The 23,374-nt window shown below is 52.4% G+C and carries 41 protein-coding genes; 35 read left to right on the top strand and 6 right to left on the bottom strand.

The features are described from left to right. Nucleotides 1-4 precede the first annotated feature (4 nt). The 29 genes from rplD (at nt 5) to ACSZO1_RS07690 (ending at nt 13,958) form a co-directional block, all read left to right on the top strand. Complete coding sequence (gene rplD / locus ACSZO1_RS07830; RefSeq protein ID WP_437611187.1) at nt 5-610, top strand: 50S ribosomal protein L4; 606 nt, start codon at nt 5-7, stop codon at nt 608-610. Further along, nucleotides 607-909 carry a 50S ribosomal protein L23 gene (gene rplW / locus ACSZO1_RS07825; RefSeq protein ID WP_004868363.1) on the top strand — a complete coding sequence of 101 codons (303 nt, stop codon included), beginning with the start codon at nt 607-609 and terminating at the stop codon, nt 907-909. The genes rplD and rplW overlap by 4 nt, the downstream gene beginning before the upstream one ends. A 17-nt stretch (nt 910-926) precedes the next feature. After that, nucleotides 927-1,748, top strand: a complete 822-nt coding sequence (rplB, locus tag ACSZO1_RS07820; protein WP_437611185.1) for a 50S ribosomal protein L2 — start codon at nt 927-929, stop codon at nt 1,746-1,748. A gap of 16 nt (nt 1,749-1,764) precedes the next feature. Then, on the top strand, nt 1,765-2,043 hold the full coding sequence (gene rpsS, locus ACSZO1_RS07815) for a 30S ribosomal protein S19 (RefSeq protein ID WP_004929772.1): 279 nt from the start codon (nt 1,765-1,767) through the stop codon (nt 2,041-2,043). A gap of 14 nt (nt 2,044-2,057) precedes the next feature. Continuing rightward, complete coding sequence (gene rplV, locus ACSZO1_RS07810; RefSeq protein WP_124233595.1) at nt 2,058-2,390, top strand: 50S ribosomal protein L22; 333 nt, start codon at nt 2,058-2,060, stop codon at nt 2,388-2,390. A 17-nt stretch (nt 2,391-2,407) separates the two neighbouring features. Further along, nucleotides 2,408-3,106 carry a 30S ribosomal protein S3 gene (gene rpsC, locus ACSZO1_RS07805; RefSeq protein WP_437611176.1) on the top strand — a complete coding sequence of 233 codons (699 nt, stop codon included), beginning with the start codon at nt 2,408-2,410 and terminating at the stop codon, nt 3,104-3,106. 11 nt (nt 3,107-3,117) lie between these two features. After that, on the top strand, nt 3,118-3,528 hold the full coding sequence (gene rplP, locus ACSZO1_RS07800; RefSeq protein WP_005970273.1) for a 50S ribosomal protein L16: 411 nt from the start codon (nt 3,118-3,120) through the stop codon (nt 3,526-3,528). Then, nucleotides 3,528-3,719, top strand: coding sequence for a 50S ribosomal protein L29 (gene rpmC, locus ACSZO1_RS07795; protein ID WP_025902044.1), 192 nt, complete (start codon nt 3,528-3,530; stop codon nt 3,717-3,719). The genes rplP and rpmC overlap by 1 nt, the downstream gene beginning before the upstream one ends. Then, nucleotides 3,719-3,973, top strand: coding sequence for a 30S ribosomal protein S17 (gene rpsQ / locus ACSZO1_RS07790; protein WP_006120589.1), 255 nt, complete (start codon nt 3,719-3,721; stop codon nt 3,971-3,973). Before rpmC ends, rpsQ begins: the two co-directional genes overlap by 1 nt. A gap of 192 nt (nt 3,974-4,165) precedes the next feature. Next, entirely contained in the window at nt 4,166-4,537 is a 372-nt protein-coding gene (gene rplN / locus ACSZO1_RS07785; RefSeq protein ID WP_002919748.1) for a 50S ribosomal protein L14, read from the top strand. 10 nt (nt 4,538-4,547) lie between these two features. Further along, nucleotides 4,548-4,862, top strand: coding sequence for a 50S ribosomal protein L24 (gene rplX / locus ACSZO1_RS07780; protein ID WP_437611164.1), 315 nt, complete (start codon nt 4,548-4,550; stop codon nt 4,860-4,862). A gap of 14 nt (nt 4,863-4,876) precedes the next feature. Continuing rightward, nucleotides 4,877-5,416: a 50S ribosomal protein L5 gene (rplE, locus tag ACSZO1_RS07775; RefSeq protein ID WP_437611162.1), complete on the top strand. Its 540-nt coding sequence runs from the start codon at nt 4,877-4,879 to the stop codon at nt 5,414-5,416. 15 nt (nt 5,417-5,431) lie between these two features. Then, nucleotides 5,432-5,737, top strand: a complete 306-nt coding sequence (gene rpsN / locus ACSZO1_RS07770) for a 30S ribosomal protein S14 (protein WP_437611160.1) — start codon at nt 5,432-5,434, stop codon at nt 5,735-5,737. A gap of 33 nt (nt 5,738-5,770) precedes the next feature. Beyond that, nucleotides 5,771-6,163 carry a 30S ribosomal protein S8 gene (gene rpsH, locus ACSZO1_RS07765; RefSeq protein WP_105595765.1) on the top strand — a complete coding sequence of 131 codons (393 nt, stop codon included), beginning with the start codon at nt 5,771-5,773 and terminating at the stop codon, nt 6,161-6,163. Nucleotides 6,164-6,175: 12 nt separating this feature from the next. Further along, on the top strand, nt 6,176-6,709 hold the full coding sequence (gene rplF / locus ACSZO1_RS07760) for a 50S ribosomal protein L6 (RefSeq protein ID WP_437611157.1): 534 nt from the start codon (nt 6,176-6,178) through the stop codon (nt 6,707-6,709). 9 nt (nt 6,710-6,718) lie between these two features. Beyond that, on the top strand, nt 6,719-7,072 hold the full coding sequence (gene rplR / locus ACSZO1_RS07755) for a 50S ribosomal protein L18 (protein WP_067427363.1): 354 nt from the start codon (nt 6,719-6,721) through the stop codon (nt 7,070-7,072). Between the two features lie 14 nt (nt 7,073-7,086). Further along, nucleotides 7,087-7,587 (top strand): 30S ribosomal protein S5, encoded by a 501-nt coding sequence (rpsE, locus tag ACSZO1_RS07750; protein WP_437611154.1) that lies wholly within the window; start codon nt 7,087-7,089, stop codon nt 7,585-7,587. A gap of 5 nt (nt 7,588-7,592) precedes the next feature. After that, complete coding sequence (rpmD, locus tag ACSZO1_RS07745; RefSeq protein ID WP_038016616.1) at nt 7,593-7,772, top strand: 50S ribosomal protein L30; 180 nt, start codon at nt 7,593-7,595, stop codon at nt 7,770-7,772. 3 nt (nt 7,773-7,775) lie between these two features. Beyond that, nucleotides 7,776-8,210 (top strand): 50S ribosomal protein L15, encoded by a 435-nt coding sequence (rplO, locus tag ACSZO1_RS07740; protein ID WP_437611151.1) that lies wholly within the window; start codon nt 7,776-7,778, stop codon nt 8,208-8,210. 7 nt (nt 8,211-8,217) lie between these two features. Then, nucleotides 8,218-9,549, top strand: a complete 1,332-nt coding sequence (secY, locus tag ACSZO1_RS07735; RefSeq protein WP_437611149.1) for a preprotein translocase subunit SecY — start codon at nt 8,218-8,220, stop codon at nt 9,547-9,549. A gap of 32 nt (nt 9,550-9,581) precedes the next feature. Next, a complete protein-coding gene (gene rpmJ, locus ACSZO1_RS07730; RefSeq protein ID WP_004160566.1) occupies nt 9,582-9,698 on the top strand; it encodes a 50S ribosomal protein L36 in 117 nt (38 codons plus the stop codon). Nucleotides 9,699-9,843: 145 nt separating this feature from the next. Then, the gene (gene rpsM, locus ACSZO1_RS07725; protein ID WP_437611146.1) at nt 9,844-10,200 is read left to right on the top strand and encodes a 30S ribosomal protein S13; all 357 of its coding nucleotides are present in this window, start codon (nt 9,844-9,846) and stop codon (nt 10,198-10,200) included. Nucleotides 10,201-10,216: 16 nt separating this feature from the next. Next, complete coding sequence (gene rpsK, locus ACSZO1_RS07720; RefSeq protein ID WP_004160563.1) at nt 10,217-10,606, top strand: 30S ribosomal protein S11; 390 nt, start codon at nt 10,217-10,219, stop codon at nt 10,604-10,606. A gap of 31 nt (nt 10,607-10,637) precedes the next feature. Beyond that, complete coding sequence (gene rpsD / locus ACSZO1_RS07715) at nt 10,638-11,258, top strand: 30S ribosomal protein S4 (protein WP_437611142.1); 621 nt, start codon at nt 10,638-10,640, stop codon at nt 11,256-11,258. 25 nt (nt 11,259-11,283) lie between these two features. After that, a complete protein-coding gene (locus ACSZO1_RS07710) occupies nt 11,284-12,273 on the top strand; it encodes a DNA-directed RNA polymerase subunit alpha (RefSeq protein WP_232761535.1) in 990 nt (329 codons plus the stop codon). A gap of 40 nt (nt 12,274-12,313) precedes the next feature. Next, nucleotides 12,314-12,700: a 50S ribosomal protein L17 gene (gene rplQ, locus ACSZO1_RS07705; protein ID WP_322836967.1), complete on the top strand. Its 387-nt coding sequence runs from the start codon at nt 12,314-12,316 to the stop codon at nt 12,698-12,700. A 117-nt stretch (nt 12,701-12,817) separates the two neighbouring features. Next, nucleotides 12,818-13,189 (top strand): DUF1992 domain-containing protein, encoded by a 372-nt coding sequence (locus tag ACSZO1_RS07700; RefSeq protein WP_437611139.1) that lies wholly within the window; start codon nt 12,818-12,820, stop codon nt 13,187-13,189. Further along, nucleotides 13,189-13,629 (top strand): Zn(2+)-responsive transcriptional regulator, encoded by a 441-nt coding sequence (gene zntR, locus ACSZO1_RS07695; protein WP_437611137.1) that lies wholly within the window; start codon nt 13,189-13,191, stop codon nt 13,627-13,629. Before ACSZO1_RS07700 ends, zntR begins: the two co-directional genes overlap by 1 nt. An 80-nt stretch (nt 13,630-13,709) precedes the next feature. After that, entirely contained in the window at nt 13,710-13,958 is a 249-nt protein-coding gene (locus tag ACSZO1_RS07690; RefSeq protein ID WP_437611136.1) for an alternative ribosome-rescue factor A, read from the top strand. Nucleotides 13,959-13,963: 5 nt separating this feature from the next. On the opposite strand, the gene mscL is transcribed toward ACSZO1_RS07690, so the two are convergent. From mscL to def, 5 genes are all read right to left on the bottom strand, one after another. Beyond that, nucleotides 13,964-14,365 carry a large-conductance mechanosensitive channel protein MscL gene (mscL, locus tag ACSZO1_RS07685; RefSeq protein ID WP_437611134.1) on the bottom strand — a complete coding sequence of 134 codons (402 nt, stop codon included), beginning with the start codon at nt 14,363-14,365 and terminating at the stop codon, nt 13,964-13,966. Between the two features lie 71 nt (nt 14,366-14,436). Then, nucleotides 14,437-15,813 carry a Trk system potassium transporter TrkA gene (gene trkA / locus ACSZO1_RS07680; protein ID WP_437611132.1) on the bottom strand — a complete coding sequence of 459 codons (1,377 nt, stop codon included), beginning with the start codon at nt 15,811-15,813 and terminating at the stop codon, nt 14,437-14,439. A 39-nt stretch (nt 15,814-15,852) separates the two neighbouring features. After that, a complete protein-coding gene (rsmB, locus tag ACSZO1_RS07675) occupies nt 15,853-17,142 on the bottom strand; it encodes a 16S rRNA (cytosine(967)-C(5))-methyltransferase RsmB (RefSeq protein ID WP_437611275.1) in 1,290 nt (429 codons plus the stop codon). 50 nt (nt 17,143-17,192) lie between these two features. Then, nucleotides 17,193-18,140, bottom strand: coding sequence for a methionyl-tRNA formyltransferase (gene fmt / locus ACSZO1_RS07670; RefSeq protein WP_437611130.1), 948 nt, complete (start codon nt 18,138-18,140; stop codon nt 17,193-17,195). A 24-nt stretch (nt 18,141-18,164) separates the two neighbouring features. Continuing rightward, complete coding sequence (def, locus tag ACSZO1_RS07665; protein WP_437611128.1) at nt 18,165-18,674, bottom strand: peptide deformylase; 510 nt, start codon at nt 18,672-18,674, stop codon at nt 18,165-18,167. A gap of 129 nt (nt 18,675-18,803) precedes the next feature. Here def and dprA point away from each other — a divergent pair, with 129 nt between their 5' ends. From dprA to ACSZO1_RS07635, 6 genes are read left to right on the top strand one after another with little or no spacing between them, the layout of a single operon-like run. Then, the gene (dprA, locus tag ACSZO1_RS07660; RefSeq protein WP_437611127.1) at nt 18,804-19,928 is read left to right on the top strand and encodes a DNA-protecting protein DprA; all 1,125 of its coding nucleotides are present in this window, start codon (nt 18,804-18,806) and stop codon (nt 19,926-19,928) included. After that, nucleotides 19,900-20,373 carry a DUF494 family protein Smg gene (gene smg / locus ACSZO1_RS07655; RefSeq protein ID WP_437611125.1) on the top strand — a complete coding sequence of 158 codons (474 nt, stop codon included), beginning with the start codon at nt 19,900-19,902 and terminating at the stop codon, nt 20,371-20,373. Before dprA ends, smg begins: the two co-directional genes overlap by 29 nt. Before the next feature lie 25 nt (nt 20,374-20,398). Beyond that, a complete protein-coding gene (locus ACSZO1_RS07650; protein ID WP_437611123.1) occupies nt 20,399-20,956 on the top strand; it encodes a topoisomerase DNA-binding C4 zinc finger domain-containing protein in 558 nt (185 codons plus the stop codon). Next, nucleotides 20,946-21,518, top strand: coding sequence for an L-threonylcarbamoyladenylate synthase type 1 TsaC (tsaC, locus tag ACSZO1_RS07645; protein ID WP_437611121.1), 573 nt, complete (start codon nt 20,946-20,948; stop codon nt 21,516-21,518). The genes ACSZO1_RS07650 and tsaC overlap by 11 nt, the downstream gene beginning before the upstream one ends. A gap of 5 nt (nt 21,519-21,523) precedes the next feature. After that, nucleotides 21,524-22,342: a shikimate dehydrogenase gene (aroE, locus tag ACSZO1_RS07640; protein ID WP_437611120.1), complete on the top strand. Its 819-nt coding sequence runs from the start codon at nt 21,524-21,526 to the stop codon at nt 22,340-22,342. Continuing rightward, complete coding sequence (locus tag ACSZO1_RS07635) at nt 22,339-22,590, top strand: DUF1488 domain-containing protein (RefSeq protein WP_437611118.1); 252 nt, start codon at nt 22,339-22,341, stop codon at nt 22,588-22,590. The genes aroE and ACSZO1_RS07635 overlap by 4 nt, the downstream gene beginning before the upstream one ends. Here the strand turns inward: ACSZO1_RS07635 and ACSZO1_RS07630 are convergent. Continuing rightward, a complete protein-coding gene (locus tag ACSZO1_RS07630) occupies nt 22,566-23,120 on the bottom strand; it encodes a gamma carbonic anhydrase family protein (protein ID WP_437611116.1) in 555 nt (184 codons plus the stop codon). The two genes, ACSZO1_RS07635 and ACSZO1_RS07630, sit on opposite strands and share 25 nt — an antisense overlap. Nucleotides 23,121-23,374 lie beyond the last annotated feature (254 nt).

The raw sequence follows: 23,374 nt of genomic DNA, 5'->3' as shown, positions 1-23,374 counted from the left end.
AGCAATGGAATTAGTATTGAAAGACGCGCAAAGCGCGCTGACTGTTTCCGAAACTACCTTCGGTCGTGATTTCAACGAAGCGCTGGTACATCAGGTTGTTGTTGCTTACGCAGCAGGTGCCCGTCAAGGTACCCGTGCACAGAAAACTCGTGCTGAAGTAACTGGTTCAGGCAAAAAGCCTTGGCGTCAGAAAGGTACTGGCCGTGCGCGTTCTGGTTCTATCAAGAGCCCGATCTGGCGTTCCGGTGGTGTGACCTTCGCTGCTAAGACTCAGGACCACAGTCAAAAAGTTAACAAAAAGATGTACCGCGGCGCGCTGAAAAGCATCCTGTCCGAACTGGTACGTCAGGACCGTCTGATTGTTGTTGAGAAGTTCTCTCTCGAAGCGCCTAAAACTAAGCTGCTGGTAGAGAAACTGAAAGATATGGCGCTGCAAGACGTGCTGATCATCACTGGCGAGCTGGAAGAGAATCTGTTCCTGGCCGCACGTAACCTGTACAAGGTTGACGTTCGTGATGCAGCAGGTATCGACCCAGTTAGCCTGATCGCCTTCGACAAAGTCGTTATGACTGCTGACGCAGTTAAGCAAGTTGAGGAGATGCTGGCATGATCCGTGAAGAACGTCTGCTGAAAGTACTGCGCGCGCCGCACGTATCTGAAAAAGCGTCTGCTGCGATGGAAAAAACCAACACCATCGTTCTCAAAGTTGCTAAAGACGCGACCAAAGCAGAAATCAAAGCCGCTGTGCAGAAACTTTTCGAAGTTGAAGTAGAAGTCGTTAACACCCTGGTTGTTAAAGGGAAAGTTAAACGTCACGGACAGCGTATTGGTCGTCGTAGCGACTGGAAAAAAGCTTACGTCACCCTGAAAGAAGGCCAGAACCTGGACTTCGTCGGCGGCGCTGAGTAAGTCGGAGGAGAAGAACAATGGCAATTGTTAAATGTAAACCGACATCTCCGGGTCGTCGTCACGTAGTTAAAGTGGTGAACCCAGAGCTGCACAAGGGCAAACCTTTTGCCCCGCTGGTCGAAAAAAACAGCAAATCCGGTGGCCGTAACAACAATGGTCGCATCACTACCCGTCACATCGGTGGTGGTCACAAGCAGGCTTATCGTATTGTTGACTTCAAACGCAACAAAGACGGTATCCCGGCAGTTGTTGAGCGTCTTGAGTACGATCCGAACCGTTCCGCGAACATCGCGCTGGTTCTGTACAAAGATGGCGAACGCCGTTATATCCTGGCCCCTAAAGGCCTGAAAGCTGGCGATCAGATCCAATCTGGCGTTGATGCTGCGATCAAAGCAGGTAACACCCTGCCGATGCGTAACATCCCGGTCGGTTCTACCGTACACAACGTGGAAATGAAACCAGGCAAAGGCGGTCAGATTGCTCGCTCCGCTGGTGCTTACGTGCAGATCGTTGCGCGTGAAGGTTCCTACGTTACCCTGCGTCTGCGTTCTGGTGAAATGCGTAAAGTCGAATCTGACTGCCGCGCAACCCTGGGCGAAGTCGGCAACGCTGAGCACATGCTGCGCGTTCTGGGTAAAGCTGGTGCAACCCGTTGGCGTGGTGTTCGTCCTACCGTTCGTGGTACCGCGATGAACCCAGTAGATCACCCGCACGGTGGTGGTGAAGGTCGTAACTTTGGTAAGCACCCGGTAACTCCGTGGGGCGTTCAGACCAAAGGTAAGAAGACCCGTAGCAACAAGCGTACTGATAAATTTATCGTACGTCGCCGTAGCAAATAATATTAGAGGATAAGCCATGCCACGTTCTCTCAAGAAAGGTCCTTTTATTGACCTGCACTTGCTGAAGAAGGTAGAGAAAGCGGTGGAAAGCGGAGACAAGAAGCCCCTGCGCACTTGGTCCCGTCGTTCAACGATCTTTCCTAACATGATCGGTTTGACCATCGCTGTCCATAATGGTCGTCAGCACGTTCCAGTCTTTGTTTCCGACGAAATGGTTGGTCACAAACTGGGTGAATTTGCGCCGACTCGTACTTATCGCGGCCACGCGGCTGATAAGAAAGCCAAGAAACGCTAAGAGAGGAGGAAGAGATGGAAACTTTAGCTCAACATCGCCACGCTCGTTCTTCTGCTCAGAAGGTACGCCTGGTAGCGGATCTGGTCCGCGGTAAGAAAGTGTCGCAGGCTCTGGACATTCTGACCTACACCAACAAGAAAGCGGCTGTACTGGTTAAGAAAGTGCTGGAATCTGCCATTGCTAACGCCGAACACAACGATGGCGCTGACATTGATGATCTGAAAGTCGCGAAAATTTTCGTCGACGAAGGCCCAAGCATGAAGCGCATTATGCCGCGTGCGAAAGGTCGTGCTGATCGCATCCTGAAGCGCACCAGCCACATTACTGTGGTTGTGTCCGATCGCTGAGACTCTGGAGACTAGCAATGGGTCAGAAAGTACATCCTAATGGTATTCGACTGGGGATTGTCAAATCCTGGAACTCTACCTGGTTCGCCAATACCGCTGAATTCGCTGACAACCTGGACAGCGATTTTAAAGTTCGCCAGTACCTGAATAAAGAACTGGCAAAAGCGTCTGTATCTCGCATCGTGATCGAGCGTCCAGCGAAGAGCATCCGTGTGACCATTCACACCGCTCGTCCTGGTATCGTGATCGGTAAAAAAGGTGAAGACGTTGAGAAACTGCGTAAGGTCGTAGCGGATATCGCTGGCGTGCCTGCACAGATCAACATCGCTGAAGTCCGTAAACCGGAACTGGACGCGAAACTGGTTGCTGACAGCATCACTTCTCAGCTGGAGCGTCGTGTGATGTTCCGTCGTGCGATGAAGCGTGCTGTACAGAACGCAATGCGTCTGGGCGCCAAAGGTATCAAAGTTGAAGTTAGCGGCCGTCTGGGCGGCGCAGAAATCGCACGTACCGAATGGTACCGCGAAGGCCGTGTGCCACTGCACACCCTGCGTGCTGACATTGACTACAACACCTCTGAAGCTCACACCACTTATGGTGTAATCGGCGTTAAGGTATGGATCTTCAAAGGCGAGATCCTGGGTGGTATGGCTGCTGTTGAACAACCGGAACCGGCTGCTCAACCTAAAAAGCAGCAGCGTAAAGGCCGTAAGTAAGGAGAGTCGCGATGTTACAACCAAAGCGTACAAAATTCCGTAAAGTGCACAAAGGTCGCAACCGTGGTCTGGCGCAAGGTACGGATGTTAGCTTCGGTACTTTCGGTCTGAAAGCTGTTGGCCGTGGTCGTCTGACTGCTCGTCAGATTGAAGCAGCACGTCGTGCTATGACCCGTGCAGTTAAGCGTCAAGGTAAGATCTGGATCCGTGTATTCCCGGACAAACCGATCACCGAGAAGCCACTGGAAGTCCGTATGGGTAAAGGTAAAGGTAACGTGGAGTATTGGGTTGCCTTGATCCAGCCTGGTAAAGTCCTGTATGAGATGGACGGCGTACCAGAAGAGCTGGCCCGTGAAGCATTCCAGCTGGCAGCAGCAAAACTGCCTATCAAAACCACCTTTGTAACTAAGACGGTGATGTAATGAAAGCAACTGAGCTGCGTGAAAAAAGCGTTGAAGAGCTGAACACTGAGCTGCTTAACCTGCTGCGTGAGCAGTTTAACCTGCGTATGCAGGCAGCATCCGGCCAGCTGCAACAGACTCATCTGTTGAAGCAGGTTCGCCGTGATGTAGCACGTGTGAAGACTTTACTGACTGAGAAGGCGGGCGCGTAATGACCGATAAAATTCGTACCCTGCAAGGTCGTGTTGTTAGTGACAAAATGCAGAAATCTGCAGTTGTTGCTATCGAGCGTTTCGTGAAGCACCCGATCTACGGTAAATTCATCAAGCGTACGACTAAGCTGCACATCCATGACGAGAACAACGAGTGTGGAATTGGCGACGTGGTAGAAATCCGCGAATGCCGTCCACTGTCCAAGACTAAGTCCTGGACTCTGGTTCGCGTTGTAGAGAAAGCGATTCTGTAATAGAATCTGCCTTCTCTTTATCCGGCAGGTTTCTGCCGGATAAAAATAAGATAAACGGCTCAACCGAGCCGTTTATTTTTTCTACCCATATGCGAGAAGCGGTGTTATAATGCTGCGCCCTCAATTATGGGGGGTTTCTAATGGCCTGAACTTCAGGTCCCGAAGAGTAGTTGACTTTAGCGGAGCACTAAAATGATCCAAGAACAGACTATGCTGAACGTCGCCGACAACTCCGGTGCACGTCGCGTAATGTGTATCAAGGTTCTGGGTGGCTCGCACCGTCGCTACGCAGGCGTAGGCGACATCATCAAAATTACCATCAAGGAAGCAATTCCTCGCGGTAAAGTTAAAAAGGGTGATGTGCTGAAGGCGGTAGTGGTGCGCACCAAGAAGGGTGTTCGTCGCCCGGACGGTTCTGTCATTCGCTTCGATGGTAATGCATGCGTTATTCTGAACAATAACAGCGAGCAGCCTATCGGTACGCGTATTTTTGGACCAGTAACTCGTGAACTTCGTACTGAAAAGTTCATGAAAATTATCTCTCTGGCACCAGAAGTACTGTAAGGAGCGAGAAATGGCAGCGAAAATCCGTCGCGATGACGAAGTTATCGTGCTGACCGGCAAAGATAAAGGTAAGCGCGGTAAAGTTAAGAGTGTCCTGACTTCTGGTAAGGTCATTGTTGAAGGTATCAACCTGGTTAAAAAGCATCAGAAGCCTGTACCGGCTCTGAACCAGCCAGGTGGCATCGTTGAAAAAGAAGCTGCAATTCAGGTTTCTAACGTTGCAATCTTCAATGCGGCTTCCGGCAAGGCAGACCGTGTAGGCTTTAGATTCGAAGACGGCAAAAAAGTCCGTTTCTTCAAGTCTAACAGCGAAACTATCAAGTAATTTGGAGTAGTACGATGGCGAAACTGCATGATTACTACAAAGACGAGGTAGTCAAAAAACTCATGACCGAGTTTGGCTACAATTCTGTCATGCAAGTCCCTCGGGTCGAGAAGATCACCCTGAACATGGGTGTTGGTGAAGCGATCGCTGACAAGAAACTGCTGGATAACGCAGCAGCTGATCTGGCAGCAATCTCAGGTCAAAAGCCGTTGATCACCAAAGCACGCAAATCTGTTGCAGGCTTCAAAATCCGCCAGGGCTATCCGATCGGCTGTAAAGTAACTCTGCGTGGCGAACGTATGTGGGAGTTCTTCGAGCGTCTGATCTCTATTGCTGTTCCACGTATCCGTGACTTCCGTGGCCTGTCCGCTAAGTCATTCGATGGTCGTGGTAACTACAGCATGGGCGTTCGTGAGCAGATCATCTTCCCAGAAATCGACTATGACAAAGTCGACCGCGTGCGTGGTTTGGATATTACCATTACCACTACTGCGAAATCTGACGATGAAGGCCGTGCTCTGCTGGCTGCCTTTGACTTCCCGTTCCGCAAGTAAACCAGGGTTACGTTCATGGCAAAGCAATCTATGAAAGCACGCGAAGTCGTTCGCGTAAAACTGGCTGATAAATACCGCGCTAAACGCGAGGAATTGAAAGCCATTATCTCTAGTGTGAACTCTTCCGACGAAGATCGTTGGAACGCTGTTCTCAAGCTGCAGACTCTGCCGCGTGATTCCAGCCCGTCCCGTCAGCGTAACCGCTGCCGCCAGACAGGTCGTCCGCACGCTTTCCTGCGGAAGTTCGGGTTGAGCCGTATTAAGGTCCGTGAAGCCGCTATGCGCGGTGAAATTCCGGGTCTTAAAAAGGCTAGCTGGTAATTGTCACCAATAGAATCACGGGAGTAAAGACAGATGAGCATGCAAGATCCGATCGCGGATATGCTGACCCGTATCCGTAACGGTCAGGCCGCGAACAAAGTTGCGGTCACCATGCCTTCCTCCAAGCTGAAAGTGGCAATTGCCAACGTGCTGAAGGAAGAAGGTTATATTGAAGAATTTAAAATCGAAGGCGACATCAAGCCAGAACTGGAACTGACTCTTAAGTATTTCCAGGGCAAGGCTGTTGTAGAAAGCATTCAGCGTGTAAGCCGTCCAGGTCTGCGTATTTATAAACGCAAAGACGAACTGCCAAAAGTTATGGCAGGTCTGGGTATCGCTGTTGTTTCTACCTCTAAAGGTGTCATGACTGATCGTGCAGCGCGCCAGGCTGGTCTTGGTGGCGAAATTATCTGCTACGTAGCTTAATCGGAGGAAAAAATGTCTCGTGTTGCTAAAGCACCTGTCGTTGTTCCTGCCGGCGTAGAGGTAAAACTCAACGGTCAGGTAATTTCGATCAAAGGTAAAAACGGCGAGCTGACTCGTACTATCAATGATGCTGTTGAAGTTAAGCATGCTGACAACGCACTGACTTTCGCTCCACGCGAAGGTTTCGTTGACGGCTGGGCGCAGGCGGGTACTTCTCGCGCGCTGCTGAACTCAATGGTAATCGGTGTTACCGAAGGCTTCACTAAGAAGCTGCAGCTGGTTGGTGTAGGTTATCGTGCAGCCATCAAAGGCAACGCGGTGAGTTTGGCCCTGGGCTTCTCTCATCCTGTTGAGCATGCGCTGCCAGCGGGAATCACTGCTGAATGTCCAACTCAGACTGAGATCGTGCTGAAAGGCGCTGATAAACAGCTGATTGGTCAGGTTGCAGCTGACTTGCGCGCCTACCGTCGTCCTGAGCCTTACAAAGGCAAGGGTGTTCGTTACGCCGACGAAGTCGTGCGTACCAAAGAGGCTAAGAAGAAGTAAGGTAACACTATGGATAAGAAATCTGCTCGTATCCGTCGTGCGACCCGCGCACGTCGCAAGCTCAAAGAGCTGGGTGCAACTCGCCTGGTAGTACATCGTACTCCGCGTCACATTTACGCACAGGTTATTGCCCCTAACGGTTCTGAAGTTTTAGTTGCTGCTTCTACTGTAGAAAAAGCTATTACTGAACAACTGAAGTATACCGGTAACAAAGACGCAGCCGCCGCAGTAGGTAAAGCTATTGCTGAACGCGCTATCGAAAAAGGCATCACTGGTGTTTCTTTCGACCGTTCCGGTTTCCAATATCATGGTCGCGTCCAGGCACTGGCAGATGCTGCTCGTGAAGCTGGCCTTCAGTTCTAAGGTAGAGGTGTAAGATGGCACACATCGAGAAACAAGCTGGAGATCTGCAGGAAAAGTTGATCGCGGTAAACCGTGTATCTAAAACCGTTAAAGGTGGTCGTATTTTCTCCTTCACAGCACTGACTGTGGTAGGTGACGGTAACGGTCGCATCGGTTTTGGTTACGGTAAAGCGCGTGAAGTTCCAGCAGCGATTCAGAAAGCGATGGAAAAAGCCCGTCGCAACATGATTAACGTCGCGCTGACCAACGGCACCCTGCAGCACCCTGTTAAAGGTGTTCACACGGGTTCCCGCGTGTTCATGCAGCCGGCTTCAGAAGGTACCGGTATCATTGCCGGCGGTGCAATGCGCGCCGTTCTGGAAGTTGCTGGTGTTCATAACGTTCTGGCAAAAGCTTACGGTTCCACCAACCCGATCAACGTGGTTCGTGCAACTCTGGATGCGCTGGGCAATATGAATTCACCGGAAATGGTCGCTGCCAAGCGTGGTAAAACCGTTGAAGAAATTCTGGGGTAATGACCATGGCAAAGACTATTAAGATTACTCAAACCCGCAGTGCAATCGGTCGTCTGCCGAAACACAAGGCAACGCTGCTTGGCCTGGGTCTGCGTCGCATTGGCCACACCGTTGAGCGTGAAGATACGCCAGCAGTACGCGGTATGGTTAACGCGGTTTACTACATGGTTAAAGTGGAGGAGTAACAGATGCGTTTAAATACTCTGTCTCCGGCCGAAGGCTCTAAGCACGCTCCGAAACGTCTGGGTCGTGGTATTGGTTCCGGTCTCGGTAAAACCGGTGGTCGTGGTCACAAAGGTCAGAACTCTCGTTCTGGCGGTGGCGTACGTCGCGGTTTCGAAGGCGGCCAGATGCCTCTGTACCGTCGTCTGCCGAAATTCGGTTTCACTTCTCGTAAAGCGATGGTGACGGCTGAAATTCGTCTGTCAGAGCTGGCGAAAGTGGAAGGCGGTATCGTTGACCTGAACACGCTGAAAGCGGCTAACATCATCGGTATTCAGATTGAGTTCGCGAAAGTGATCCTGTCTGGCGAAGTAACTGTACCGGTGACTGTTCGCGGTCTGCGTGTGACCAAAGGCGCTCGTGCTGCAATCGAAGCTGCTGGCGGTAAAATCGAGGAATAAGTAGCAGATGGCTAAACAACCAGGATTAGATTTTCAAAGTGCCAGAGGTGGTTTTGGCGAACTGAAACGCAGACTTTTGTTTGTTATTGGTGCGCTGATTGTCTTCCGCATTGGCTCTTTCATTCCGATCCCTGGTATCGATGCCACTGTACTTGCCAAACTGCTTGAGCAACAGCGTGGCACCATCATTGAAATGTTCAACATGTTCTCTGGTGGTGCTCTGAGCCGTGCTTCTATTTTTGCCCTGGGTATCATGCCGTATATTTCGGCATCGATTATTATCCAGCTGCTGACCGTGGTTCATCCCGCGCTGGCAGAGATCAAAAAAGAAGGGGAGGCTGGCCGTCGTAAGATTAGCCAGTACACCCGTTACGGCACGCTGGTACTGGCGATATTCCAGTCAATCGGTATTGCTACCGGTTTACCGAATATGCCTGGAATGCAGGGCCTGGTGATTAATCCAGGCTTTGCATTCTACTTTACCGCTGTTGTGAGCCTGGTCTCCGGAACTATGTTCCTGATGTGGCTGGGCGAACAGATTACTGAACGTGGTATCGGTAACGGTATCTCGATCATTATCTTCGCTGGTATTGTTGCGGGATTGCCGCCGGCCATTGGCCATACCATCGAGCAAGCGCGGCAAGGCGACCTGCACTTCCTCCTGTTGCTGTTGGTTGCAGTTCTCGTATTTGCAGTGACCTTCTTCGTTGTTTTCGTTGAGCGTGGTCAACGCCGCATTGTGGTGAACTATGCGAAACGTCAGCAAGGCCGTCGTGTCTATGCTGCACAGAGCACACACTTACCGTTGAAAGTGAATATGGCAGGGGTTATCCCGGCAATCTTCGCTTCCAGTATCATCCTGTTCCCGGCGACAATTGCGTCCTGGTTCGGTGGCGGTACTGGCTGGAACTGGTTAACAACTATTTCGATGTATTTGCAACCAGGTCAGCCGCTTTATGTGTTACTCTATGCGACTGCAATCATCTTCTTCTGTTTCTTCTACACGGCGTTGGTTTTCAACCCGCGTGAAACAGCAGATAACCTGAAGAAGTCTGGTGCATTTGTACCAGGAATTCGTCCGGGAGAGCAAACGGCGAAGTACATCGATAAAGTAATGACACGTCTGACCTTAATCGGCGCCCTGTACATTACTTTCATCTGCCTAATCCCGGAGTTCATGCGTGATGCGATGAAAGTTCCATTCTACTTCGGCGGTACATCACTGCTGATCGTAGTCGTTGTCATCATGGACTTTATGGCTCAAGTGCAAACTCTGATGATGTCAAGTCAGTACGAGTCTGCATTGAAGAAAGCAAACCTGAAAGGCTACGGCCGTTAATTCAGGCGCTTGAGAAGTTACGGAGAGTAAAAATGAAAGTTCGTGCTTCCGTCAAGAAATTATGTCGTAACTGCAAAATCATCCGTCGCGACGGTGTTGTACGTGTGATTTGCAGCGCCGAGCCTAAGCATAAACAGCGCCAGGGCTGATTTTCACATATTTTTCTTGCAAAGTCGGGTTGAGCTGGCTAGATTAGCCAGCCAATCTTTTGTATGTGTCTATGCGTTTCCATTTGAGTATCCTGAAAACGGGCTTTTCAGCATGGAGCGCATATTTAAATAGTAGGAGTGCATAGTGGCCCGTATAGCAGGCATTAACATTCCTGATCAAAAACACACCGTGATCGCGTTAACCTCGATTTTCGGTATCGGCAAGACTCGTTCTAAAGCCATCTGTGCTGAAACGGGTATCGCTGAAGATGTTAAGATCAGAGAGCTGTCTGAAGAACAGATTGAACAGCTGCGTGAAGCAGTTGGTAAATTCGTCGTTGAAGGCGATCTGCGTCGTGAAATCACCCTGAGCATCAAGCGTCTGATGGACCTTGGTTGCTACCGTGGTTTACGTCATCGTCGTGGTCTCCCGGTTCGCGGTCAGCGTACCAAGACCAACGCACGTACCCGTAAGGGTCCGCGTAAACCGATCAAGAAATAATCGGGGTGATTAAATAATGGCAAAGGCACCAGTTCGTGCACGTAAACGTGTAAGAAAACAAGTCTCTGACGGCGTGGCTCATGTCCATGCTTCTTTTAACAACACCATCGTTACCATTACTGATCGTCAGGGTAACGCACTGGGTTGGGCAACTGCCGGTGGTTCCGGTTTCCGTGGTTCTCGTAAATCTACGCCGTTCGCTGCGCAGGTCGCTGCTGAGCGTTGCGCAGAAGCCGTGAAAGATTACGGTATCAAGAATCTGGAAGTTATGGTTAAGGGGCCAGGTCCAGGCCGCGAATCAACTATTCGTGCTCTGAACGCTGCTGGTTTCCGCATCACTAATATTACTGATGTGACTCCTATCCCTCACAACGGTTGTCGTCCGCCGAAAAAACGCCGCGTATAACGCACGTTTTTAGGATTGTTGGAGAAAGAAAATGGCAAGATATTTGGGTCCTAAGCTCAAGCTGAGCCGTCGCGAGGGCACTGACTTATTCCTTAAGTCTGGCGTTCGCGCGATTGATTCCAAGTGTAAGATTGAACAAGCTCCTGGCCAGCACGGTGCGCGTAAACCGCGTCTGTCTGACTATGGCGTACAGTTACGTGAAAAGCAGAAAGTTCGCCGTATCTACGGTGTGCTGGAGCGTCAGTTCCGTAACTATTACAAAGAAGCAGCACGTCTGAAAGGCAACACCGGTGCAAACCTGTTGGCTCTGCTGGAAGGTCGTCTGGATAACGTAGTTTATCGTATGGGCTTCGGTGCCACTCGTGCGGAAGCACGTCAGCTGGTGAGCCACAAGTCTGTAATGGTAAATGGCCGCGTTGTTAACATCGCTTCTTATCAGGTATCTCCGAATGACGTTGTTAGCATCCGTGAGAAAGCCAAAAAGCAATCTCGCGTGAAAGCCGCTCTGGAGCTGGCTGAACAGCGTGAAAAGCCAACCTGGCTGGAAGTTGATGCAACTAAGATGGAAGGTGTGTTCAAGCGTAATCCTGAACGTACTGATCTGTCTGCGGACATTAACGAACACCTGATCGTCGAGCTTTACTCCAAGTAAAGCTTAGTACCAAAGAGAGGACACAATGCAGGGTTCTGTGACAGAGTTTCTAAAACCGCGCCTGGTAGATATCGAGCAAGTTAGTTCGACGCACGCTAAGGTGACCCTTGAGCCTTTAGAGCGTGGCTTTGGCCATACTCTTGGTAACGCACTGCGCCGTATTCTGCTTTCATCCATGCCGGGTTGCGCGGTGACCGAGGTTGAAATTGATGGTGTACTGCACGAGTACAGCACCAAAGAAGGTGTTCAGGAAGATATCCTGGAAATCCTTCTCAACCTGAAAGGACTTGCGGTAAGAGTTCAAGGCAAAGATGAAGTTATTCTTACCCTGAATAAATCTGGCATTGGCCCTGTGACTGCAGCCGATATCACCCATGATGGTGATGTCGAAATCGTCAAACCACAGCATGTGATCTGCCACCTGACTGATGAAAACGCATCAATCAATATGCGTATCAAAGTTCAGCGCGGTCGTGGTTACGTGCCGGCTTCTGCCCGAATTCATTCGGAAGAAGATGAGCGCCCGATTGGACGTCTGTTAGTCGACGCTTGCTACAGCCCTGTAGACCGTATCGCCTACAATGTTGAAGCAGCGCGTGTTGAACAGCGTACCGACCTGGACAAGCTGGTCATCGAAATGGAAACCAACGGTACGATCGATCCTGAAGAGGCGATCCGTCGTGCGGCAACCATTCTGGCTGAACAACTGGAAGCTTTCGTTGACTTACGTGATGTACGTCAGCCGGAAGTGAAAGAAGAGAAACCAGAATTCGATCCGATCCTGCTGCGCCCTGTTGACGATCTGGAATTGACTGTCCGCTCTGCTAACTGCCTTAAGGCAGAAGCTATCCACTACATCGGTGATCTGGTACAGCGTACCGAGGTTGAGCTGCTTAAAACGCCTAACCTTGGTAAAAAATCTCTTACCGAGATCAAAGACGTGCTGGCGTCTCGTGGACTGTCTCTGGGTATGCGCCTGGAAAACTGGCCACCAGCCAGCATCGCTGATGAATAACCCGATCACAGGTTAAGGTTTTACTGAGAAGGATAAGGTCATGCGCCATCGTAAGAGTGGTCGTCAACTGAACCGCAACAGCAGCCATCGCCAGGCTATGTTCCGCAACATGGCTGGCTCTCTGGTTCGTCATGAGATCATCAAGACGACCCTGCCGAAAGCGAAAGAGCTGCGTCGTGTAGTTGAGCCGCTGATTACTCTTGCCAAGACCGATAGCGTAGCTAATCGTCGTCTGGCATTCGCCCGCACTCGTGATAACGAGATCGTGGCAAAACTGTTTAACGAGCTGGGCCCGCGTTTCGCGAGCCGTGCCGGTGGTTACACTCGTATTCTGAAGTGTGGCTTCCGCGCTGGTGACAACGCTCCGATGGCATACATCGAGCTGGTTGATCGTCCAGAGCTGAAAGCAGAAGCAGCTGCAGAGTAATCTGTAGTTACGTAAAAAGACCGGGCTTTGCCCGGTTTTTTTATATCCGCAATTCCTCCCCCCCTTTCCCGCCTGATGTTATGCTAACCAGAGTGAAACGCCTGAGCGGAGAAGATAATGTGGTTAATCGAACAACTCGCGGAACAGCATATTGCTGATGCTTTGCGGCGTGGTGAGCTGGACAATCTGGCTGGCGAAGGCAAACCGCTGGTGCTTGACGATGACAGCCATGTGCCTGAAGAGCTGCGTGCCTCTTATCGTTTGCTGAAAAATTCCGGTTATCTGCCACCTGAGCTGGAAATGCGTAAGGAAGCGATCGAACTGGATTCTCTGCTGAGTTCACTCGATCCTGACGATCAGGCATTCCAGCCGAATCTGAAACGACTGACATTGCTGGAAATGAAACTGAAGCAGGCTGGTCTTTCGACTCATTTTCTTACCGGCGCATACCGTGATCATCTGAAACAGCGCCTCACGGGAGAGCAATAATGTATCGTATTGGCCAGCTGGCAAAACTGGCGGATGTGACGCCGGACACTATCCGCTACTACGAAAAGCAGCAGATGATGGATCACGAAATCCGTACTGAAGGGGGTTTTCGTCTCTACAGTGATAACGATCTGCAGCGCCTGAAGTTTATCCGCTACGGGCGTCAGTTAGGTTTCACGCTGGATGCGATTCGTGAGCTGTTGTCGATCCGTGTCGATCCAGAGCATCACACCTGTCAGGAATCGAAAACCATCGTGCAGAAGCGGCTGAACGAAGTCGAGGGGATGATTGCCGAACTGCAGAATATGCAGCGTTCGTTGCAGCGGCTGAATGATGCCTGCTGCGGCTCCGACCATAGCAGCCTGTATTGCTCGATTCTTGAAGCGCTGGAGCAGGGCGCTACCGGGCTGGAAGTGCACGGTGATTGCAAATCATGCTAAAGCGGCCTATATTCTGCGCGCAGCCAGCAGAAGCGGGCGGCCATCAAAATACTCAACGGCAACATAGCTAAGGAACCATGATGACGGTTTATCAGCACAAGAAAGGCAAAATTAACGACAACGCCCTCGAGGCATTACTGCATGATCCACTGTTCCGGCAACGCGTCGAAGCCAGTCAGAAAGGCAAAGGCAGTTACCGGCGCAAAGCGAAACATGCAGGTAAAGGCAACTGGGAGGGCAGTGGTAAGCAGGCAATGTTTACCACTGCCCTTCTGCTTTCAGGCACAAAAAAACCGTCGCAAGACGGTTTTTGTTTTTCAGCCTGCTGACAGGACTATTTATTGTCTTGCTGTTTCAGCAGGTCACGAATTTCTGTCAGCAATACCGCTTCTGCAGAAGGCTTGGCGGGTGCCGCTTCTTTCTTCTGATGCAGCTTGTTGATCAGTTTAATGGCGAGGAAAATCGCGAACGCGACAATCACAAAATCAAACACGTTCTGCAGGAAAATCCCGTATTCCATCACTACCGCTGGGGTGTCGCCTTCGGCGGCTTTCAGTACCCAGCTGAACTGTTTGAAATCAATCCCGCCAATCAGCAGCCCCAGTGGCGGCATAATGATATTTGCTACCAGTGAAGAAACGATTTTGCCAAACGCCGCACCGATAATCACACCAACTGCCAGGTCGATGACATTGCCGCGCATTGCAAAATCACGAAACTCTTTGAATAAACTCATAGTATCTCCTTTCCTTTGCCAATAGCTAAAGTCTAACAAACGATTGACCTTTTGCCATGAGTCGGGCGCAATTACAGGAAGAACGGGCTTGGCTGGAACAGCCGCTCGACATCCGGCACGAATTTCTTATCGGTCAGAAACATAATCACGTGGTCACCCTGCTCAATACGCAGATTGTCATTGGCGATCATCACATCATCACCACGCACCACGGCGCCAATAATCGTACCTGGCGGCAGTTTAATATCGTCAATCGGGCGGCCGACCACGCGTGAGGTGGTTTCGTCACCGTGTGCAATGGCTTCAATCGCCTCCGCCACACCACGGCGCAGTGATGATACGCTGACGATATCTGCTTTACGCACATGCCCCAGTAAGGCCGAGATAGTCGCCTGCTGAGGTGAAATGGCGATATCGATCACTCCGCCCTGTACCAGATCGACATAGGCGCGGCGCTGGATCAACACCATCACCTTCTTGGCGCCCATCTTTTTCGCCAGCATCGCAGACATGATATTGGCTTCGTCATCATTGGTGACAGCAATAAACAGATCCACCTGATCGACATGCTCTTCCGCCAGCAACTCCTGATCCGACGCATCACCGTAAAACACGGTGGTGTGCTGCAGTTTTTCCGCCAGCTCAGTGGCGCGTTGCTGATTACGTTCGATCAGTTTGACGCTGTAATCTTTTTCCAGCCGCTGCGCGAGGCCGAAACCGATATTACCGCCGCCAACCAGCATAATGCGTTTATATGGCCGTTCCAGTCGTTGCAGTTCACTCATCACTGCACGAATATTCTGACTGGCGGCAATAAAGAACACTTCATCACCCGCTTCCACAATGGTGGAACCCTGTGGCCGGATTGGTCGATCCTGGCGGAAAATCGCCGCGACGCGGGTATCAATGTGTGGCATATGTTCGCGCATCACCGACAGCGCGTTGCCGACCAGTGGACCGCCGTAATACGCTTTGACTACTGCGAGGCTGACTTTTCCTTCGGCGAAATTGACCACCTGCAGCGTGCCCGGGTATTGGATCAGACGATAGAGGTTGTCGATCACCAGCTGTTCCGGTGCTATCAGATGGTCGATTGGCACCGCTTCCGGCACAAACAGTTTCTCTGCATCACGCACATAGTCAACGGCGCGGATACGCGCAATACGGTTTGGCGTATTGAACAGTGAGTAGGCCACCTGACAGGCGATCATATTGGTTTCATCGGAACTGGTTACGGCGACCAGCATATCGGCATCTTCCGCGCCGGCTTCACGCAGCACGCGCGGATGTGAACCATGTCCCTGGACCACGCGCAGGTCAAACTTATCCTGCAACTGACGCAGTCGCGAGCCATCGGTATCCACCACGGTGATATCGTTGTTCTCACCCACCAGGTTTTCCGCCAGGGTGCCACCGACTTGTCCGGCGCCCAGAATGATTATTTTCATCGTCGTTTCAGCTTATTCGGTGATTATGTCCGCGCAGTATCAATCTTTTATCAGCTTAGCGTAAAAGAAGCCATCCCCGCCCTGTGGGTGAGGGAAGACCTGCAGACCGGGCTGACCGTCATCACTAACCGGTTGCAGGCGTGCGTCCGGGTGACGACTGAGGAAGGCGCTGACCTGCTGATGATTCTCTTCCGGCAGGATAGAACAGGTGGCGTACAGCAGTGTGCCGCCTGATTTCAGCTGCGGCCACACGGCATCGATAATCTCCTGCTGTACCTGAGCCAGCTCGGCAATATCGCGATCGCGGCGCAGCCACTTAATATCAGGATGGCGGCGGATGACGCCCGTTGCGGAGCAGGGCGCGTCGAGCAGAATGCGATCAAACTGGATACCCTCGCTCCACTGTTGCGGATAGCGACCATCACCGGCTTTTACCGTGGCACTCATACCGAGACGCGCCAGGTTTTCCCGCACGCGTGTCAGACGCTGTTCATCAATATCGACGGCCAGCACCTGCGCCTGTGGCGCGGCTTCCAGAATATGGGTGGTTTTCCCGCCCGGTGCGGCACATAGATCGAGAATGGTTTCACCGTTCTGCGGATCAAGCAGCGCGACACAGCCCTGGGCCGAGGCATCCTGCACGGTGACCCAGCCCTGGGCGAATCCCGGTAGCTGGCTGACAGAACAGGGGGCTTCGAGTCTCAGTGCATCACTGTGTTGCGGATGCGGTTCCGCCTGCTTACCGCTTTCCTGCAGCAGCGCCAGCCAGGCATCACGGCTGTGGTGCTGACGGTTGACGCGCAGCCACATTGGCGGACGCTGGTTGTTGGCCTCAACAATCTGCTGCCACTGTTCTGGCCAGGCGCGTTGCAGACGCTCCAGCAGCCATTTTGGATGCAGGTGCTGCTGCGGTCCGCTGCTCATCTCTTGTGTCAGGGCATCCTGCTGGCGCTGGAACTGGCGCAGCACACCATTAATTAATCCTTTCAGCGCCGGGCGTTTCAGCATGACTGCACCTTCCACGGTTTCCGCCAGTGCGGCGTGCGGCGGAATACGGGTATACAGTAGCTGGTAGAGGCCGACCATAATCAGAAAATGAATCACGCGTTGTTTGCCGGTCATCGGCCGCGCCATCAGTTTGCCGATAATCCATTCCAGCTGTGGCAGAGTACGCAGCACGCCGAAACAAAGCTCCTGCAACAGGGCGCTATCTTTTTCTGACAGGGGCTTTTGCAGGGCAGGCAACACGTTGCTCAGGGACTGCCCCTGCTCAACAACACGTTCAATAGCTTGTGCCGCCAGGCCACGGAGATTGTTCTGTTTTTTCATCATCTGGATCGTCAATAAACAAAAGCCCGGCGGGCTGCCGGGCTGAAGAATCAGGCAAGGATATTGCCCGGTGTGAACCATTCACGGCGGGAGTTCAGGATATCCTGCGCTTTCATCGCTTTTTTACCCGCGGGCTGCAGTTCGGTGATATTCAGCACACCATCCGCGGTGGCAACCTGAATACCTTGTTTATCCGCCTGCACAATTTCTCCTGGCTGGCGACCGACCAGGTGCGGCAGCACCTGCGCCTGCCACACTTTCACCGGCTGCTCATCAATCAGCAGATAACTGACTGGCCACGGATTAAAGGCGCGGATGCAACGCTCCAGCTGAGCTGCAGACAGCGACCAGTCGAGGCGCGCCTCTTCTTTACTCAGCTTTTCTGCATAATTAGCGGCAGCTTCATCCTGGACTTCCGGTTGTGCCGTGCCACTCGCCAGCTGTTCAATGGTCGTCAGCATGCCAGTGGGACCAAGCTGTGCCAGTTTGTGATACAGCGTGGCGCTGGTATCGCTGGCCTCAATCGGGCAGGAGAGTTTATACAGCATATCGCCAGTATCCAGCCCGACATCCATCTGCATAATGGTCACGCCAGTTTCAGCGTCACCGGCCCACAGCGAACGCTGGATAGGCGCGGCCCCGCGCCAGCGTGGCAGCAGGGAACCATGCACATTGATACAACCGAGGCGTGGCATGTCCAGCACGGCTTTTGGCAGGATCAGGCCATACGCCACCACCACCATCAGGTCGGCCTGCAAATCAGCGACCAGTTGCTGGTTCTCTTCCGGGCGCAGGGATTTCGGCTGCAGCACTGGGATATCGTGTTCCAGCGCCAGCATTTTGACCGGGCTGGGCGTCAGTTTGTTACCACGGCCTGCCGGACGATCAGGCTGAGTAAATACCGCAACCACCTGATGCCGGGAAGATAACAGCGCAGCAAGATGCTGCGCGGCAAAATCAGGCGTACCGGCGAAAATAATTTTTAACGAATCGGACACAGTATTCCCTTCGGCAGCAGGTAATCAGACGCGCGCGTTCTGGCGCGCCAGTTTTTCCAGTTTCTGACGGATACGCTGGCGTTTCAGCGGTGACAGATAATCAATAAACAGCTTGCCCACCAGGTGGTCCATTTCATGCTGAATGCAGATTGCCAGCAGGCCATCGGCTTCCAGCTCATAGCTGTTACCGTCACGGTCCAGCGCACGGATTTTGACTTTCTCGGAACGCGGCACCAGCGCACGCTGTTCAGGAATTGACAGGCAGCCTTCTTCAATACCGGTTTCGCCGCTCTCTTCCAGCAGTTCCGGGTTGATTAACACCAGACGCTGGTCACGTTCTTCAGACACATCAATGACGATGATGCGTTGATGGATATCAACCTGCGTGGCCGCCAGTCCGATGCCTTCTTCGGCGTACATGGTTTCGAACATATCGTCCACGATGCGCTGAATTTCTGCATTCACTTCTTTTACGGGTTTGGCGACGATGCGCAGACGATCGTCTGGATAATGTAATACCTGCAACACTGACATATGTTTCCGGATCTGTATTCAAGGGATGAAAGAATTATTCCTCTTATTGTAGACATTTCAGGCGCTGATTGACAGCATTCCTGCTGATGAGCGGCGCACGGTTGCGCGGGCGTTTACAGGGACGGTAACGTGAACTCAAATGAGATATGGCTGCGGCTCTCCGGAGTGCGCGGACTTCAGGGCACACGGCTGCTACAGGCTGCCAGCATCCTGATTGAACGGCAGGAAAGTGATGATGCGTCTCTGCTGGCGGCGGGATTAAGCCGCGAACAGGCGGAACAGTTTCGTCGCTTTAACCCACGCGAGCTGGACCTGACCTGGCGCTGGCTTGAGTCGCCGGCTCACCATTTATTAACGGCTGATCATCCGCATTATCCACCGCAGCTGAAGCAGATCAGCCGCTTTCCGGCGTTGCTGTTTGTTGCGGGTAATCCCGCACTATTGTCATCAACGCAGCTGGCGGTGGTGGGCAGTCGCCACTGCAGCCATTATGGGCGTGAGTGGGGTGACTGGTTTGCCCGTGGGCTGGCGCTGAGCGGATTAACCATTACCAGTGGCCTGGCGATGGGCATTGATAGTGTGGCGCACCGTGCGGCGCTGGCTGTGCAGGGCAAGACCGTTGCGGTGCTGGGGAACGGTTTATCTGCTGTTTACCCGAAGCGCCATGTACCACTGGCCAGTGAGATTATTGCCGCCGATGGTGCAATGGTTTCTGAATTCCTGCTCTCTGCGGCGCCACTGCCGCTGCATTTTCCACGACGTAACCGTATTATCAGTGGGTTAAGTTGTGGTGTGCTGGTGGTGGAGGCATCGCTGCGCAGCGGCTCGCTGGTGACTGCGCGTTACGCGCTGGAGCAAAATCGTGATGTTTATGCAGTGCCGGGCGCGCTGGGAAATCTCGGTAGCGAGGGGGCACACTGGCTGATTCAGCAGGGAGCACTGCTGGTGGCGCATCCGAACAATATTATTGAACAGGTAACCAGCGACCTTAACTGGCTGCCTTTTTCAGCACAGGATGCAATATATTCTTCAGACAATGCTGATGTTCCATTGCCATTTGCTGATGTGTTGGCTAACGTAGGAGATGAGGTTACACCTGTTGACGTTGTCGCTGAACGTGCCGGCCAACCTGTGCCAGCCATCGTAGCCAAGCTGCTTGAGCTGGAGTTAGCAGGATGGATCGCAGCTGTACCCGGCGGCTATGTCCGATTGAGGAGGGCATGCCATGTTCGACGTATTAATGTACTTATTTGAAACCTACATCCACAACGAAGCAGAAATGCGCGTTGACCAGGATAAACTGACGGATGATCTGACCGATGCAGGTTTTCATCGCGAAGATATCTACAATGCGTTGAGCTGGCTGGAAAAACTGGCTGATTATCAGGACGGGTTAACCGCGCCGATTCAGCTGGCAAGTGATCCATTGTCAATGCGTATCTACACCGAGGAAGAGAGTCAGCGCCTCGATGCCAGTTGCCGTGGTTTCATTTTATTCCTGGAGCAGATTCAGGTGCTTAATCTCGAAACCCGGGAAATGGTCATCGAACGTATTATGGCTTTGGATACCCTCGAATTCGATCTGGAAGATCTCAAATGGGTGGTGCTGATGGTGCTGTTTAACATCCCGGGATGTGAAAACGCCTATCAGCAGATGGAAGAGCTACTTTTCGACGTCAATGAAGGAATGCTGCACTGAAGATTGCCTTCATCTGTACAATGCTATGAATAAAAACGCACTTTTCGCTGTGCGAAAAAATGAACCCTGCCCCCAGTGTGGGGCAGAACTGGTTATTCGCTCCGGGAAACACGGCGCGTTTCTCGGCTGTTCTGATTATCCCGGCTGTGACTACATCCGGCCGCTGAAAGGGCAGGCTGACGGGCATGTTGTCAAAGTGCTGGAAGGTCAGCTGTGTCCGCAATGCCAGTCAGAACTGGTGTTGCGCCAGGGGCGCTACGGCATGTTTATCGGCTGCAGCCAGTATCCGCAATGTGAACATACTGAGATGATCGATCGTCCGGATGAGACGACGATCGCCTGCCCGCAATGCCGGGAAGGGAAACTGGTGCAGCGCCGTTCACGTTATGGCAAAACCTTCCACTCGTGCGATCGCTATCCTGATTGCCAGTTTGCCGTGAATTTTACCCCCGTTGAAGGTGAGTGCGAGTTTTGCCACTTTCCTCTTCTGATTGAGAAAAAAACCGCTAAAGGCTTAAAACGTTTTTGCGCCAGCAAGGCGTGCAGTAAGCCGGTTACCGCAGGAAACAGCAGTGAAGAATGAATTATTAGCAGGCTCGCTGGAGTCATGTGTTGCCCGGCTGCAGCAGCAGGCGGTGATCGCCTATCCCACTGAAGCCGTGTTTGGTCTGGGTTGTGACCCGGACAGCGAAAGTGCGGTGCTGCAATTGCTGGCGCTGAAACAGCGTCCGGTCGAGAAAGGACTGATTTTAATCGCCGCTGATTATCAGCAGCTGCAGCCTTATCTTGCAGATGAAACGCTAAGTGCTGAACAGCGTGAAAGAATGTTTTCCCGCTGGCCCGGCCCGGTCACCTGGGTGGTGCCCGCATCGGCCAGCACACCTCGCTGGCTTACGGGGCGTTTTGATTCGATCGCGGTGCGTGTCAGCGACCATTCCGGCGTTCAGCAGCTGTGTCGGGCATTTGGTAAACCGCTGGTCTCTACCAGTGCTAACCTAACTGGCGAGGAGCCGTGCCGCTCGGTTGCGGAAGTACAGGCGCAATTCGGCATCGATTTCCCGGTGCTGGTGGGTGAAACCGGCGGGCGACTCAACCCTTCCGAAATTCGTGATGCAGTGACGGGTGAGCAAATTCGTCAGGGATAGTGACTATGGAAACCTTTGTTGTCTTCGGTAATCCGATTAATCACAGTAAATCACCGCGTATCCATCAGTTGTTTGCGCAGCAGACTGGCATCCCTCATCCTTATGGCCGCATTTGTGCGCCAGTGGATGATTTCTCCGGCGCATTGCAGCATTTCCTGATTGCAGGCGGACGTGGTGCGAATGTCACACTGCCATTTAAGCAGGAGGCTTTTGCGCTGGCGGATGAATTGACGGAACGTGCTGCATCGGCAGGGGCAGTGAATACCCTGAAGAAAGAGGCTGATGGTCGTCTGCTGGGTGACAATACCGATGGTATTGGTCTGCTGACCGACCTGCAGCGGTTATCGCTGATCAAACCCGGCAACCGGATCCTGTTGATCGGCGCGGGTGGTGCGGCGCGTGGTGTGATCCTGCCACTGCTCTCTTATGGTTGTTCTGTCACGATTACAAACCGTACGTTAAGCCGGGCGCAAGATCTTGAGGCGCTGTTCCGCACCAGTGGTGAAGTGAAGGCGGTTGGCCTCGAACAACTGGCGGGAGAGCGATTTGATCTGGTGATCAATGCCACCTCCAGTGGTGTTGCAGGAGAGATCCCATCACTACCGGATGGCCTGGTGAACAGCCAGGTGCGCTGCTATGACATGTTCTATCAGGCTGGAGCCACACCTTTTCTGCGCTGGTGCCAGCAACAAGGGGTGACGCAGTTTGCTGATGGTCTGGGAATGCTGGTGGGGCAGGCGGCGCATGCCTTTCTGCTCTGGCATGGCGTGCTGCCGGAGATGACGTCAGTCATTGCGCAGCTGAAAGCGGAACTGGCGGTATGAACCAGGCGATCCAGTTTCCCGATCGCGAACACTGGGATAGTGAACGTCACGCCGTGTGCTTCCCGGCGCAGATCAATGGCTTTAACCTGACCTGTGCGATTCATGGCGAAGTGTTACAGCAACGCTATGGCCGCGCCAGCCCGAAACTGGAATTGTTCCGGGCGCACCGCTGGGATCTTGAGGAAGAGGCGGAAAGCCTGATTGCCCGCCAGCAGGAAGACGATCAGGGTTGGGTCTGGCTTTCCTGAACCAGATAGTCATTTTTCCAGCTTACATAGTTGTTAGCGGAATAGAGCAACCCTTCAATCTCTGCTTCAGTCAGCGGCCTGACCTGTTTCACCGGGCTGCCCAGATAGAGATAGCCACTTTCCAGAGTTTTACCTGACGGCACCAGGCTGCCGGCACCAATCATCACGTCATCTTCGATGATGGCGCGATCAAGGATGATCGATCCCATTCCCACCAGTACACGATCGCCAATGGTGCAGCCATGCAGCATTGCTTTATGGCCAACCGTCACATCCTCACCAATCACCAGTGGATTACCTTCCGGATTAGCGACGGATTTATGGGTCACATGCAGCACACTGCCATCCTGAATATTGCTGCGCTTGCCAATCGTTACGCGATTCACGTCGCCACGAATAACAACTAAAGGCCAGATACCGACATCATCCGCCAGTGTGACATCACCAATGACCACGCTGGTGGCGTCGACCATCACGCGTTCACCCAGCTGGGGAAACTGTTGCTTATAAGGGCGCAGGGATACGGGCATAATTGAGTTCTCCTGTTATGTAATGATCGCAGAGTAGTGCGCTTGCCAATTTTCGATCAACTGTTGCCCGTTATTGTGCCGTAAAAATGCGCGGATCGCCTGAGATCGCAGCGAAAAGGGTGAAAACTCAGCAACCGAAAGAAAAGATCGAAAAAAGGCTTGTGCATTAAATTCGGATCCCTATAATGCGCCTCCATCGACACGGAACAACGACGTAACAGTCACCGGGTTGAGCGGTTCAGGAAGTTGAAACA

This window comes from Erwinia sp. V71 (genome assembly GCF_965644245.1).
Taxonomy (GTDB): domain Bacteria; phylum Pseudomonadota; class Gammaproteobacteria; order Enterobacterales; family Enterobacteriaceae; genus Erwinia.
Note: the sequence above shows the minus strand (reverse complement) of the source record. Positions and strands in the feature narration are given on the sequence as shown.